This is a genomic window from Glycocaulis alkaliphilus (assembly GCF_004000605.1).
GTDB classification, from domain to species: Bacteria; Pseudomonadota; Alphaproteobacteria; order Caulobacterales; family Maricaulaceae; genus Glycocaulis; species Glycocaulis alkaliphilus.
In genome coordinates this window covers 2907112-2920562 of record NZ_CP018911.1, presented here as the reverse complement: position 1 = coordinate 2920562, position 13451 = coordinate 2907112, and the positions used below count along the sequence as shown (strand labels likewise).

11 protein-coding genes are annotated in these 13451 nt (G+C 63.7%); 4 read left to right on the top strand and 7 right to left on the bottom strand.

Going from position 1 to position 13451, the window contains the following annotated elements; all coding sequences use genetic code 11:
• Positions 1–47: 47 nt before the first annotated feature.
• Both X907_RS13855 and X907_RS13850 read left to right on the top strand, forming a co-directional pair.
• Positions 48–1361, top strand: coding sequence for an ActS/PrrB/RegB family redox-sensitive histidine kinase (locus X907_RS13855; protein ID WP_127568998.1), 1314 nt, complete (start codon positions 48–50; stop codon positions 1359–1361).
• A gap of 103 nt (positions 1362–1464) precedes the next feature.
• Complete coding sequence (locus tag X907_RS13850; protein WP_127568996.1) at positions 1465–2013, top strand: ActR/PrrA/RegA family redox response regulator transcription factor; 549 nt, start codon at positions 1465–1467, stop codon at positions 2011–2013.
• Here X907_RS13850 and X907_RS13845 read toward each other — a convergent pair.
• Together X907_RS13845 and mmcB are read right to left on the bottom strand one after the other, a co-directional pair.
• Positions 2010–4112: a DUF3857 domain-containing protein gene (locus tag X907_RS13845; protein WP_127568994.1), complete on the bottom strand. Its 2103-nt coding sequence runs from the start codon at positions 4110–4112 to the stop codon at positions 2010–2012. The genes X907_RS13850 and X907_RS13845 overlap by 4 nt on opposite strands.
• 81 nt (positions 4113–4193) lie before the next feature.
• Positions 4194–4655, bottom strand: coding sequence for a DNA repair putative endonuclease MmcB (mmcB, locus tag X907_RS13840; RefSeq protein ID WP_127568992.1), 462 nt, complete (start codon positions 4653–4655; stop codon positions 4194–4196).
• Between the two features lie 88 nt (positions 4656–4743).
• Between mmcB and X907_RS13835 the strand changes: the two genes are divergently transcribed.
• Positions 4744–5151 (top strand): metallopeptidase family protein, encoded by a 408-nt coding sequence (locus X907_RS13835; protein WP_127568990.1) that lies wholly within the window; start codon positions 4744–4746, stop codon positions 5149–5151.
• 311 nt (positions 5152–5462) lie between these two features.
• Here X907_RS13835 and X907_RS13830 read toward each other — a convergent pair whose 3' ends face one another.
• Genes X907_RS13830 through lpdA form a run of 3 tightly spaced genes read right to left on the bottom strand, consistent with a single transcriptional unit; the run spans position 5463 to position 8183 of the window.
• On the bottom strand, positions 5463–6176 hold the full coding sequence (locus X907_RS13830) for an NAD-dependent deacylase (protein ID WP_127568988.1): 714 nt from the start codon (positions 6174–6176) through the stop codon (positions 5463–5465).
• Entirely contained in the window at positions 6173–6742 is a 570-nt protein-coding gene (locus X907_RS13825) for a GNAT family N-acetyltransferase (protein WP_127568986.1), read from the bottom strand. The genes X907_RS13830 and X907_RS13825 overlap by 4 nt, the downstream gene beginning before the upstream one ends.
• 37 nt (positions 6743–6779) lie before the next feature.
• Positions 6780–8183, bottom strand: coding sequence for a dihydrolipoyl dehydrogenase (gene lpdA / locus X907_RS13820; protein WP_127568984.1), 1404 nt, complete (start codon positions 8181–8183; stop codon positions 6780–6782).
• Positions 8184–8401: 218 nt separating this feature from the next.
• On the opposite strand from lpdA, the gene X907_RS13815 reads away from it, so the two are divergent.
• The gene (locus tag X907_RS13815; RefSeq protein WP_127568982.1) at positions 8402–8902 is read left to right on the top strand and encodes a hypothetical protein; all 501 of its coding nucleotides are present in this window, start codon (positions 8402–8404) and stop codon (positions 8900–8902) included.
• A 3-nt stretch (positions 8903–8905) separates the two neighbouring features.
• Here the strand turns inward: X907_RS13815 and odhB are convergent, their stop codons facing one another.
• A complete protein-coding gene (gene odhB, locus X907_RS13810; protein ID WP_127568980.1) occupies positions 8906–10423 on the bottom strand; it encodes a 2-oxoglutarate dehydrogenase complex dihydrolipoyllysine-residue succinyltransferase in 1518 nt (505 codons plus the stop codon).
• Positions 10424–10455: 32 nt separating this feature from the next.
• Positions 10456–13440 (bottom strand): 2-oxoglutarate dehydrogenase E1 component, encoded by a 2985-nt coding sequence (locus tag X907_RS13805; RefSeq protein ID WP_127568978.1) that lies wholly within the window; start codon positions 13438–13440, stop codon positions 10456–10458.
• Positions 13441–13451 lie beyond the last annotated feature (11 nt).

Below are 13451 nucleotides of genomic sequence, written 5' to 3'. Positions count from 1 at the left end.
CTGTCGAGGCGCTACGCTGCGTCGCAGCACAAGCTTGGAGACCAGATTTGGCCCTTTTTCACACTGATGCCGACGAAAGCAGTGCCGATCCCTCCCTGACCCCGCTCTTCGGGCGGGTCAGGCTGCGCACCCTTATCGTATTGAGATGGCTGGCGGTTACAGGCCAGACCATCACCGTTTTCGGCGTGCATTTCATCCTCGGCTTCGACCTGCCGCTGGCCTTGTGCCTGGCCGCGATCGGTGCCAGCGCCGCTCTCAACCTTGTGATCGCGTGGACCCAGCCGGTCCAGCGCTTTGCCACCGAGCGCGAGAGCTTTGCCCAGCTCGCCTTTGACGTGATGCAGGTGATTGTGCTGGTGGCACTGACCGGGGGCACATCCAACCCGTTTGCCTTTGTGGTGGCAGCGCCCGTGCTGATCGGCGTGGCGGCCCTGCCGGTGCGCTGGTGGATGACGCTGGCCGCGCTGACCATTGCCGGATCGCTGGCGATGAGTGTCTGGCACATGGTCCTGCCCTGGAGCGACTGGGCCGGGGAGATAAGCCTGCCGCCGCTTTATCAGGCGGGCCTGTGGCTGGCGCTGGTCATCACCATCGCCTTCACGGCGGTTTATGCCTGGCGGGTCGGAAGCGAGGCAAGGCGCATGGGCGCGGCGCTGGCGGCGACACAGAGCGTGCTGGCACGCGAACAGCGCCTGTCGGCCCTTGGCGCCCTGTCGGCGGCAGCGGCCCACGAGCTGGGCACGCCGCTCGCCACCATCCAGTTGACGGCCAAAGAGATGGCCCGCGCGCTGAAAGACCCGGAGTTGCAGGAGGACGCCGCCCTTCTGGTGTCGCAGGCAGAGCGCTGCCGCGATATTCTCAGGCGCCTGTCCCAGACCCCCAGCGATACCGACCAGATGCATGACCGCATGGCGCTGGGCGATGTGCTGGAGGAGGCTTCAGCGCCACTGAAGGGGCTCGGCGCGGCGATTCTGATTGATATGGAGGGCGAAGATGGTGCGCCGCTTGTGCGCCGCAGGCCTGAGCTCATCTATGCGCTGGGCAATTTTGTCGAGAACGCTGTCGATTTCGCCCGTGCCGAGGTGCATCTGACTGCAAGCTGGAGCGCGGACCGCTTTACCATCACGGTGAGCGATGACGGGCCGGGCTTTCCCGCTGACATTCTCTCCAAGCTGGGCGAGCCGTATATCACCACGCGCCGCCACGAGCCGGGGCCTGGCGGGCTGGGGCTGGGCGTGTTCATTGCCACCACGCTGATCGAGCGGCTGGGCGGTGTTGTCCGGTTTGAAAACCGGGCCGGGCGCAGCGGCGCACACGTGGTCATGACCCTTCCGCGCAAGGGGCTGGAGCTGCCGGCCTGACCGGCCAAAGCGGCACAGCTCTTTCCCTGGCCGCCTGCCTGTCCTAGATCAGGGGACAGATTGTTGCTGACCCGCCTGAACCTGAAAGGAACCGGGCCTCGCCATGACAGAATTGCTGGACCTGCCCGCTGACCGTACGCTTCTCATCCTGGATGATGACGCGCCTTTCCGTAACCGGCTCGACCGGGCGATGAGCCAGCGCGGATTCGAGGTGACGGCGGTAGGCAGCGTGGCCGAGGCGCTGGACGTGGCGCGCGATAACCCGCCCGCCTTTGCGGTGGTGGATCTGCGGCTGGAGGATGGCGACGGGCTGGACGTGGTGCGCGCCCTGCACCGGCACCGCCCGGACTGCCGCGCGGTCATGCTGACCGGCTATGGCAATATCGCAACGGCTGTGGCCGCGGTGAAATCGGGCGCGATCGACTATCTCTCCAAGCCGGCTGACGCCGATGATGTGGTCAAAGCCCTGCTGGCAGCACCTGGCACCAAGCCGGAGCCGCCGGAGAACCCGATGAGCGCGGACCGGGTCCGCTGGGAGCATATCCAGCGCGTGTTCGAGCTGTGCGATCACAATGTGTCGGAAACGGCCCGCCGGCTGAACATGCACCGGCGCACGCTGCAGCGCATCCTCGCCAAGCGCGCGCCGCGCTAGGATTTGCTGGCTGCCGCTTCGGCCTCCTGCGCGTCCAGAACCGGCAGGTTCAGCCAGAGGATGTAAGGCCGCAAATGCTGCCGCATGCTGCGATGGTCGTCCGCCATGGACTGGTCGATCATGACTGAAGGCGTGAGCGCGACCTGATCGTAGATCAGGGTCAATAGCCCGTTTTCGTAGCTTGTCTGGTAGCTGAACTCAAAAGCCTCGTTAGCGAGCGTTACGCTCGTATTCTCCAGATCCCAGAAATTGCCGCCGGGTCCATCAATTCCGCCTTCAATGATATGACGGCGGTGATAGGGGTAGGCCGCTACCACCGGAGAATTCCGCTCCGGATCTGTGCTTGCCAGCATATCGCCGAGGCTATGTGGGCGCAGGCGGATTTCCCGCCGTCCCGTGGTGTCGGCGGGACCTATCAGCGGCGCGACCCGCCAGCTGGCGCTGATCACCAGCGTATTGGCTTCTTCATTGTCATCAAGCTGCAGGGGGCTGACCAGTTCCGCAGACTGCCGGTAGCTTTCATAGAAGTTGGTAAACGCCTGTTCGATCTGGCTGATGCCCGTCTGCTGGATCAGGGCGCGCCACTCATCGGCGGCTATGCCGCGATGGGTGATCTCCAGCGACCAGACCAGAGGCTCGGTAACGTCCTGGTCCAGCAGCTCAAAGCTCTCCAGATACACTGTCGAGGCGAGCGGCCTTTGCTCAGGGGACATGCTGGTCAGCCCTGTGGCGGCGCCATCCAGCACCAGGACTTGCCCGTAATCAGGCTGGCTGCGGTTGAAAAGTGAGCCGCGCTGACCCGCCATGGCCGGTTCCAGCCAGAATACATGGCCATCAAGCCGGGCCTGGACGAAGACATGGTCAAAGAGCTGAGGGCTTGGCGGATAGCCGCCGAGGCCACGCCCCGCCGCGGCGTTGGCCAGCACCGGGTAGGCCTCGATCTCCAGGGCATCGAGCAGGGACAGCAAAAGCAGGGTCTTGGCCTTGCAGTCGCCCGTGCGGGTACGCAAGGTTTCGCTGGTGGAGGCAGGGACATACGTGCCGTCGCCCAGCAGCACCGCCTGATAGCGGATCTCATCCTGCACGAATTCAAGGGCGGCCGTCAGCTGACGGGCCGGCGCGCCATGGGCCTCGCGAAATTGCGCTGCCAGCGCCGCAATCTCTGCATCGGGCTGGGCCGGGCGCCGGTAGAATGCCTGCCCCCAGCTGGCCACGCTGGCCCAGTCCGGCCAGGAGGAGACCATCAGGACCGGGAGCTGTGGATGATCTGCCGGGGCGCCATCTTCCAGCTGGACCGCCTCGGTACGGGCGGGGCCGAACGTGTAGATGGTCCGCCCGAAGCGGTTCTCGGCCGTCACGTCCGCGCCCGTAGGCCCGATAATGCGGTGAGACGCATTGCGCGGCCAGCTGGAGCGGATCGACAGCTGCTCGACATCGGTCAGGGAAGCCAGCGGAAAGGTGCGGGTTTCGTGCGGGGCGAGTAGCGGATTTGCGCCTGTTACCGAGTAGGCGAGGTCCAGAATATCACCCTGCCGGACATCTTCGATACGCAGGACGGCGACTTCCATGCCGGTAATGATACCAAAATCCAGTTCCGGCTCGCGGCGCAGGAACTCGGCAGCAATCCGCCCCTCACGGCTCTCGCGTTCGCCGTCACGGATAATGGCCGCCTCATGGATGAGGATGGACTGGTAGCGGGGGTCGAGACTGATCTGGAAGCGCGAGATCGCCGAAAGCCCGGCCCCGGTAACCGCCTCGATCACGTAGCGTGTGTATAGCCCGGCCTCCGTGTATCGCGCATCGTGCTGGAAGTCGGCTAGCAGAAGGCGTGCCCCGCCCGTGGGCTCCACGGTGGCCGTGGCCGGGTCCGGCATGGCCACGGCCTGCACAAAAACGGGCGCCGGTCCGAATTCCATCGTCCTGTCGGACGACGAAGCCGGGGCCAGTTCCAGCGCGGGCGGTGCGGGCAGGTCAGCGGAGGGGGGAAGGCCGGGCCGTTCTGCGGCGAGATGATCAGGATAGTGAGTGGCCGCGTAGACAAGCGCCATCATCACGCCAAAACCCAGCCCGCAAAAGGCGAGCGTCCGCCTCACTATCATTGCCTACCCCCTCAAGCAAGCTTCCCCTTGAGGGCGAGTATTGTCGGGTATTGGCGGGGCTACAACCTGAATCTGCAAATCTCAGGGCAGACGGTCGAGCCGTAAGGCGCGTTCGGCTGCCGTGCGGGCAAAGCGCAGGGTGATGGATTTGCGCCGGGCGGGGGCCAGCGGGTTGACCGGGCTTTCACGCACGATCGCGCCGCCAAACCCGTCCGCGATGATAAGGCCGGTATGCTCGGGCAGCAGGGCACGCGGGAAGCGTTCCGACACGGCGAAGAAATAGCGGTCGCACCAGTCGAAATATTCCGGCCATTTGCCGTCAGCGCGGAAATCTGCCGCGCCGGATTTCACCTCGACAATGACCAGCTCGCCCTTCGGCCCCAGCGCCATCAGGTCTGCCCGGCGCCCGCAGGGCAGGGAAAATTCCGGTATCGCGGCCAGGCCAAAGCTCGCCAGTACGCGCGCCGCGCCGCGCATCAGGCCCTGCGCATCGTCAATGGCCGGATTGGTAAGGGAGGCGATGGAGGCGAGGTCTGGCTTCATGGGGCAATAATGTTCAAACTTTGTTCCGTTTGCAAGTCCGGCTCATCCTGCATCTAGGCTGGCGCGCGCTGCCGGGCTAGGAAGAGATATGACATCGATTTTCAAAGACCAGCCGGCCCCGTCCGAAGCCGACTTTCTCGACATGGCCGAGGCGGCGTTTGCCGCCCTGCCGGACGCGTTTCGCCAGCTCTGCGGCAATGTGGTGATCCAGATTGCCGATTTTGCCGACGAGGAAACGCTCAAAGCGCTGGAGATGGAGAACCCGTATGAGCTGACCGGGCTCTATCACGGTGTCGATCTGACGGAGAAATCGGTCATGGATCCGGGCATGCCCGACCATGTCTTCCTCTACCGCCTGCCCATTCTGCTGGAATGGTGCGAGCGCGGGGACGTCGCTCTGGACGATCTCATCGCCCATGTGCTCGTCCACGAGATCGGCCATCATTTCGGCCTGTCGGATGATGACATGCATGCCATTGAGGACAGTGTGGACTAGGCTTTTCCCTCGTCCTTCGAGCGCCACGGCGTCCGAAAGGATGAGGGAAAATCACCATTAGCCCTCATCCTGAGGAGGCCGAAGGCCGTCTCGAAGGACGAGGGCTTTCATCGCTCTCAGGCATGGGTCCCCCGTCGGGGCGGGGGACCCCGGGAACGTTGGCTTTTCAATAAGTCCTGCAAGATTGATTGATGGCCTCTCCACCGGGGTCTCCCGCCCCGACGGGAGACCCAGATTGTTTTCCCGCGACTTCACCGCTTTGGTCCTGATCAACCTCCGACGGGCTTTCTGGAATGACGGCGTTGGGGCGGCTAAACCCTCTCCGCCCACTCCGGCACGAGCTTCGTCGCCGGGCCGTAATGGCGCTCGTCAAAGAGCGTGCTGACCTCCCCCGGCTGCAGCGACAGCTCCACCGTCCAGGCGCCGGCGGCTTTGGCTTCGGTCACAAAGCCGGCGGCCGGATAGACCGTGCCGGACGTGCCGATGGCCACAAAAAGATCACACGCCCCAAGCGCCTCATAGATCGTATCGAGCCCCAGCGGCATTTCCCCGAACCAGACGACATGCGGGCGCAGACCGCCGGACCGTCCACAGGCCGGGCAGGGCGTATTGGGCGTAATGGCGTGCTCATGCTCAAACAGATGGCCGCAATGGTTGCAGCGGCTTTTGAGAAGCTCGCCATGCATGTGCAGCACTTCGTTCGAGCCGCCGCGCGCATGCAAATCATCAATATTCTGGGTGACGAGCAGGAATTGCCCGCGCTCTTCTGCCTGCCAGAGCAGCTCCAGCGCGGCCAGCGCCCGGTGGGCATCGTTTGGCTGGGCGGCGAGGAGGTTTTCCCGGCGCGCATTGTAGAAGGCGTGGACGCTCTCAGGGTCAGCGGTGAAGGCTTCCGGCGTTGCCAGCTTCTGCCAGTCAAACTTTTCCCAGATGCCGCCTCTGTCGCGAAACGTGCCGAGACCGGATTCGGCGCTGATACCCGCCCCGGTCAGGATAACAATGTTGCGGATCTGGCGCGCGCTCATCCGGCCGGGCGCTGGAGGGTGTAAACGGCGAGCTGGCCCGCTTCGGGGGCGTTCACTTCACCGGCCAGTACAAACCCGCTCTTCTCCAGAACGCGGCGCGAGGCGGTAGCGGACACTCGGGTATGGGCGCGTATGCGGCTGACACCCGGCTGGCTGAACGCCCAGCCTGAGAGCCCTTCCACGGCCTCTGTTGCCAGCCCCTGCTCGCGAAAGCTTGGCAGCATGGAATAGCCGATCTCCACGACACCCTCGCTGTCCGGCGGGCCGTAAAACCCGCCATTGCCGACCAGCCGGCCTGGCGCATCATCCGCCCAGCGCATGATGAAAACCCAGCCATGCCAGCCGGTCTGGCCGGGGTTTTCGGTCAGACGGTCGCGTATCTGCGTCATGCTCTCGGTATTGTTCAGCTCGGGTGGCCAGGTGGCCTCCGGCGAAACATTCAGTGCCCGGAAGAACTCGCGGCGATCATCCAGCTGCAAGCGTGCCAGGCCCGCGTCCAGCGCCACGAGGCGCAGGCGGGAGGTTGCCCACATCGGGCCTGCTGAAACCGTTTCATGCGCTGTCATGCTGCCGCCTGCCGGGAAACTGCGGATGCCGGTCAGACTACATCTGCATGGTCCAGCCTTCCACCCCCATGGCTGCCTGCCGGATGGCTTCCGACAATGTGGGGTGGGCGTGGCTGGTGCGGGCAATGTCTTCGGAGGCTGCGCGGAACTCCATGGCCAGTGCGATCTCGCCGATCATCTCGCCTGCATGCGGACCCATGATGTGGCCGCCGAGGATTTCGTCGGTCTTGGCGTCAGCCAGGATTTTCACAAAACCGTCCGTATCGTGATTGGTGCGCGCGCGGCTATTGGCCATGAAGGGGAATTTACCCACCTTGTATTCGCGGCCCATCTCTTTGAGCTGCTCCTCGGTATAGCCGACGCTGGCGATTTCCGGGCGCGTATAGACGACGCTGGGCGTGGCCAGATAGTTGACGTGGCCCGCCTTGCCCGCGATCAGCTCGGCGCAGGCCGTGCCGTCATCTTCGGCCTTGTGGGCCAGCATCGGCCCGTGCGTGGTGTCGCCGATTACCCAGACGCCATCTGCCGTGGTTTTGAAGTGATCATTGGGGATGAAGCCGCGCTTGTCGGCCTCGATGCCGACGGTTTCCAGTCCCAGACCGTCCGTGTAGGGACGCCGGCCGATGCAGACCAGCACGACATCGGCGTCCAGCACCTCTTCCTCGCCGCCCTTGGCCGCTTCGGTCTTCACTTTCAGGGCCTTGCCGTCTTTCTCCACGCCGGTGACCTTGCGCGACAGCTTGAAGATCATGCCCTGCTTTTCAAACAGGCGCTTGGCCTGCTTGGAAATCTCGCCATCCATGGTGGGCAGCACCCGGTCGAGATATTCCACCACGGTCACTTGCGAGCCGAGACGCCGCCAGACCGAGCCCAGCTCCAGACCGATCACGCCCGCGCCAATGAGCACCAGCTTGCCCGGAACACTTTCCAGCTCCAGCGCGCCGGTGGACGAGACGATCTGCTTTTCGTCGATTTCCACGCCCGGCAGCGGGGTTACTTCGGAGCCGGTGGCGATGACGATGTTTTTCGTCTCCAGCGTCATTTCCGAGCCGTCTTCCAGCGCGATCACGACCTTGCCCTTGCCGGCAATGCGGCCCTTGCCGTGGAAATGCTCGACCTTGTTCTTCTTCATCAGGCCGGCGACGCCCTTGGTGAGGCCCTCCACCGCATCGGCCTTCTGGCCCATCATCTTGTCCAGATTGAGCGTGACCTTGCCGGTGCCGATACCCATGCCGGCAAATTCGGTATTGGCCATTTCATAAAGCTCGGAGGCGTGCAGCAGCGCCTTGGAGGGGATGCAGCCGACATTCAGGCAGGTGCCGCCCAGCGTCTTGCGCATCTCGATAATGGCGGCCTTCAGGCCAAGCTGTCCGGCGCGGATGGCGCAGTTATAGCCACCCGGCCCGCCACCAATGATTACAACGTCATACGTGTCAGCCATGAGATGTCCTCCGGCCCGGCAAACAGGAAGGGGGAGGGGGTCCGGGCGCGCTTAACTGCAACCTAGCCAAGCAGCGCGGCGCGTCAATCGCATCTGCCCGCAAGTCTGTCATGCCGCCTTGCATGCCTTCACGCCCAGCATCAGGGCTTGATCCGCGCGCCGGTCTGGCTTTTGATCCATGGGCGGGGGCTCCTCACACGGGCAAAGGGACAGCAGTCTTGGAAACGTTTCTGGTATCGCTGGTGTCCGGCCTTCTGGCTGCGGCCCTGTTCGAGGTGCTTCACCACCCTGAAGACCGCAAGCGCGGCACGGCCAATGCCCGGCTGTCGGGGCGGCTCTTTGTCTCCGATCACAACCGTCCGCGCCACCGTGCCGCCCTGTGGGGAATGGCCGCTATCCGCTGGACGCTGGTGGCACTGGGCGCCGGGCTGGCGGGCCTATACGGCCTCGATCTCATGGTGGTGCTGGGGGCCAATGGCGCTGACCTGCCGGCAGGCGCGCTGATCGGCCTTGCGGTCATCACCGCCCTCTTCATCGCCAATGCCACGCGTGCTCAAGGCCTTGCCATAAGGGGCGTCATCAGTGCCGCTGCGGGTATCGGCCTTGCAGCCCTCATCCTGCGCTTCAGCGGAGACGCCATGGTGACAGCCCTGATGGTGACAGGGCTGTCCATTGCGTTCGTATGGCGGGCGCTGGGGCTGGTAGCGCCCCTGCGCTAGCCCCTAAATATCCAGCAGCAGGCGTTCGGGCTTCTCAAGGCTCTCCTTCACGCGCACCAGGAAGGTCACGGCTTCCTTGCCGTCCACGATGCGGTGGTCATAGGAGAGCGCCAGATACATCATCGGGCGGATCACGACCTGACCGTTCACGGCCACGGGGCGGTCCTGGATCTTGTGCATGCCCAGAATGCCCGATTGCGGCGCGTTGAGGATGGGCGAGCTCATCAGCGAGCCATAGACGCCGCCATTGGAGATGGTGAAGGTCGCGCCTTGCATGTCCTCAAGGCCGAGCTGGCCGTCGCGGGCGCGCTTGCCAAGGTCCATGATGCCCTTCTCGATGCCGGCGAGGGATTTCTGGTCGCAATCGCGCACCACCGGCACGACAAGACCGCGATCGGTGCCGACCGCCACGCCAATATCGTAGTAATTCTTGTAGATGATGTCGGTGCCGTCGATCTCGGCATTGACCGCCGGGATGTCCTGCAGCGCGGCGACACACGCTTTCACGAAGAAGCTCATAAAGCCGAGCTTGATGCCGTGTTTGGCCACGAAATCGTCCTGGATTTCCTTGCGCAGCGCCATGATCGCGCTCATGTCGGCCTCGTTATACGTGGTCAGCATGGCGGCGGAGTTCTGCGCTTCCTTCAGGCGGCGCGCGATGGTCTGGCGCAGGCGGGTCATTTTCACGCGCTCTTCGCGCTCGCCGGTTTCGCGCGGGGCCGAGGCTTGCGACACGGCGGCAGGCTCCGGGGCGCGTGCGCCCTGTTCCACGGCTTTCAGCGCATCGCCCTTGGTCACGCGGCCATCACGGCCTGTGCCTTCGACTTTGGACAGATCAACCTTGTTCTCGGAGGCCACGCGCTGGGCAGAGGGCATTGCCTTCACATCGTCTGAGGCCTTGCTCTCGGCTTTCGGGGCTTCGGACTTGCTTTCAGACTTCGCGGCGCCGCCAGAGGCGCCTTCGCGGATTTTTGCCACGACCTGGCCCGGCTCCACGCTATCGCCTTCATTCACCAGCGCTTCTTCCAGTACGCCGGCCACCGGCGAGGGCACTTCAACCGCCACCTTGTCGGTCTCGATTTCCATGAGCGGCTGGTCGACGCTGACGCTATCGCCGACTTTCACCAGCCAGTTGCCAACCGTGCCTTCAGCAACGCTCTCGCCCATGACCGGCACCTTGGCGTCGGTCAGATCGCCGCCCTTGCTTTCTGCCTTGGGGGCGTCGGACTTCGGTGCTTCGTCCTTCTTGTCAGCCTTTTTCGGCTCGGCAGATTTCCCGCCGGACGCGCCCGCCTCGAACTCGGCGAGTGTGGCGCCGATCTCCACCGTCTCGCCTTCCTTGGCCTTGATGGCGGTGATGACGCCGTCTTCTTCCGCGCGAACCTCTACCGACACCTTGTCGGTTTCCAGCTCGACCAGGACATCGTCCTTCTTCACGGACTGACCTTCCGAGACCAGCCAGCTTCCAACCGTTGCTTCGGATACGGATTCGCCAAGTGTGGGGACGGTAATTGCGCTCATGATACGGTCATCCAGATCGGGTGTGAGAGGGGTCAGTCTTTGGCGAGGGCTTCATCCACCAGGGCCTGCTGCTGGGCCTGGTGGCGCGATAGCAGTCCGGTAGCGGTGGAGGCAGAGGCAGAGCGGCCCACATAGCGCGGGCGTTTCGACTTGCCGCCTACCTTTTCAAGGCAGAACTCCAGATAGGGTTCCACAAAGGTCCAGGCGCCCATGTTCTTGGGCTCTTCCTGGCACCAGACAATGTCGGCATCGGGGAAGCGTTTCAGCTCGTCGATGATGGACTTGGCCGGGAAGGGGTAGAACTGCTCGACGCGCAAGAGGTAGACATCGTTCAACCCCTTGTTCTCGCGCGCTTCAAGCAGATCGTAATAGACCTTGCCCGAGCACAGCGCGACGCGGCGGATGTCCTTGTCGGCGGCGACAGGCTCGGCGCGTAGCTGCGCGAACTCGCCGCGATCGGTGCGTACGCTGGTATCACCATCATCCCACAGCACGCGGTGGAAGGAGGAGCCGGGGCCAAACTCGGAGAGATCGGACACGCAGCGCTTGTGCCGCAGCAGCGATTTGGGGGTCATGATGACCAGCGGCTTTCTGAAGCCGCGATGGATCTGCCGGCGCAGGATGTGGAAATAGTTCGCCGGGGTGGAGCAGTTGGCGACCTGCATATTGTCTTCGGCGCATTGCTGCAGGAAGCGCTCAAGGCGGGCGGAGGAGTGCTCCGGACCCTGCCCCTCATAGCCATGGGGGAGCAGCATGACGAGGCCGGACATGCGCAGCCATTTGCGCTCCGAGGACGAAATGAACTGGTCGATGATGACCTGTGCGCCATTGGTGAAGTCGCCAAACTGGGCTTCCCACATGACGAGCGTGTTCGGCGCGGAGAGCGAGTAGCCATACTCAAAGCCGAGCACGGCCTCTTCCGACAGCATGGAATCGATCACTTCATAGCGCGCCTGGTCCTCGCTCAAATGATTGAGGAAGGTGTGGCGCTCCTGGGTTTCCTGATCGATCAGATGGGAGTGACGCTGGGAGAAGGTGCCGCGCCCGCAATCCTGGCCTGAAAGCCGCACGGGGAAGCCTTCGGTCAGAAGCGTGCCGAAGGCCAGATGCTCGGCCGTCGCCCAGTCCAGGCTTTCGCCCTTGTCAATCGCCTCGCGCCGGCCATTGATGACGCGGTTGAGGGTTTTGTGGATGTTATAGTTTTCGGGAATGCGCGTCATCGCCTCCCCGACGGCCTTCAGGGCGTCTAAATCCACGGCGGTCTGGCCGCGCCGGTCATCCTCGTCCGGCAGGCCGAGACCCGACCAGACACCGTCCAGCCAGTCTGCCTTGTTGGTCTTGTAGGATTTGCCGAGCTCGAACTCGTCGTCGAGGAAGGCTTCCAGCTCGTTGACCCAGCCATCAACCTCGTCGCGCGTGACGACACCCTCTTCAACCAGGCGGCTGGTATAGAGCTCGCGCGTTGTCGGGTGGCCGCTGATCGCCTTGTACATGAGCGGCTGGGTAAAGGAGGGGTCGTCGCCCTCGTTGTGGCCGAAGCGCCGGTAGCAGAACATGTCGATGACGACATCCTTGCCGAATGTCTGGCGGTATTCGGTTGCCACCTTGGCGGCAAATACGACCGCCTCCGGATCATCGCCATTGGCGTGGAAGATCGGCGCCTGCACCATCAGCGCCACGTCGGACGGATAGGGTGAGGAGCGGCTGTCGCGCGGATCGGTGGTGAAGCCGATCTGGTTGTTGACGATGAAATGGACCGCGCCGCCCGTGCGGTGACCGCGCAGGCCGGACAGCCCGAGGCATTCAGCCACAATACCCTGGCCGGCAAAGGCCGCATCGCCATGCAGGAGAAGCGGCAGGACCTTGTGAGCGGACGGCTCTCCGGACTGGACCTGGTATTTGGTCATCTTGGCGCGCGCCTTGCCCAGCACGACCGGATCGACGGCTTCCAGGTGGGAGGGGTTGGCCGTCAGCGACAGATGAACATTGTTGCCGTCAAATTCGCGCGTCGACGAGGAACCCAGATGGTATTTCACGTCGCCGGAGGAAAACTCGTCCTCGCCGATCGTGGAGCCGCCCTGAAACTCGTGGAAGATGACGTGGTAGGGCTTGCCCATCACGGCGGCCAGCACGTTCAGGCGTCCGCGGTGCGGCATGCCGACAATGATGTCGCTTACCCCCATGGCGCCGCCGCGCTTGATGATCTGTTCAAGCGCCGGGACCATCGCTTCGCCGCCATCAATGCCGAAACGCTTGGTACCGGGATAGCGTTTGTGCAGGAAGCGCTCAAAGGCCTCGGTCTCGACCAGCTTGCGCAGGATCGCCTGCTTGCCGTTCTTCGAGAACGCAATCTCCTTGTCCGGCCCTTCAATGCGCTCCTGCAGCCAGGCTTTCTCTTCCGGGTTGGAGATGTGCATGAACTCGATGCCGAGCGTGCCGCAATAGGTGCGCTTGAGAATGTCGAGGATCTGCCGCACGGTTGCGGTTTCAAGGCCCAGATAGCCGTTGATGAATATCTCGCGGTCGAGATCGCCCGCGCCAAATCCGTAGCTTTCCGGGTCCAGCTCGGGTTGCGGCTCGCGTTCGCCGAGCTTTAGCGGGTCGAGATCGGCTGCCAGATGGCCGCGCATGCGATAGGCGCGGATCAGCATGATCGCTGAAATGCTGTCCTTGACGGCGGAATGCACATCGGCTGGCGAGGCCGCCTCGCCCATCCGCGCTGCCACTTTTTCCGGCAGGCTGGGCACCACGCTCTCGATATCGCCGAGCGCCTGGACCATCTCTCCATTGGTTTTGCGTGGCCAGCCTTCGCGTTTCCAGCCCGGTCCTTTTGCGGCGCGTTTCGCGCTGGCGGCTTCGTCGCCGACGGCGTCAAAGAACTTGCGCCACGAGGCCGGCACGGAAGCCGGATCGTTCGCGTAGCGCGCCGCCATGTCTTCTAGATAGATGGCGTTGGTGCCGAACAGGAAGGAGGTGTCGAGGAAGGTCTGGTTTTCGGAGGAGCGAGGGTCGGTCATCTTGGCCCTTC

What these genes read in the sequence shown, in the direction of transcription:
- X907_RS13850 (WP_127568996.1), top strand. Translation starts at nt 1,465, where the DNA reads ATGACAGAATTGCTGGACCTGCCCGCTGACCGTACGCTTCTCATCCTG.
- X907_RS13845 (WP_127568994.1), bottom strand. Translation starts at nt 4,112, where the DNA reads ATGATAGTGAGGCGGACGCTCGCCTTTTGCGGGCTGGGTTTTGGCGTG.
- mmcB (WP_127568992.1), bottom strand. Translation starts at nt 4,655, where the DNA reads ATGAAGCCAGACCTCGCCTCCATCGCCTCCCTTACCAATCCGGCCATT.
- X907_RS13835 (WP_127568990.1), top strand. Translation starts at nt 4,744, where the DNA reads ATGACATCGATTTTCAAAGACCAGCCGGCCCCGTCCGAAGCCGACTTT.
- X907_RS13830 (WP_127568988.1), bottom strand. Translation starts at nt 6,176, where the DNA reads ATGAGCGCGCGCCAGATCCGCAACATTGTTATCCTGACCGGGGCGGGT.
- X907_RS13825 (WP_127568986.1), bottom strand. Translation starts at nt 6,742, where the DNA reads ATGACAGCGCATGAAACGGTTTCAGCAGGCCCGATGTGGGCAACCTCC.
- lpdA (WP_127568984.1), bottom strand. Translation starts at nt 8,183, where the DNA reads ATGGCTGACACGTATGACGTTGTAATCATTGGTGGCGGGCCGGGTGGC.
- odhB (WP_127568980.1), bottom strand. Translation starts at nt 10,423, where the DNA reads ATGAGCGCAATTACCGTCCCCACACTTGGCGAATCCGTATCCGAAGCA.
- X907_RS13805 (WP_127568978.1), bottom strand. Translation starts at nt 13,440, where the DNA reads ATGACCGACCCTCGCTCCTCCGAAAACCAGACCTTCCTCGACACCTCC.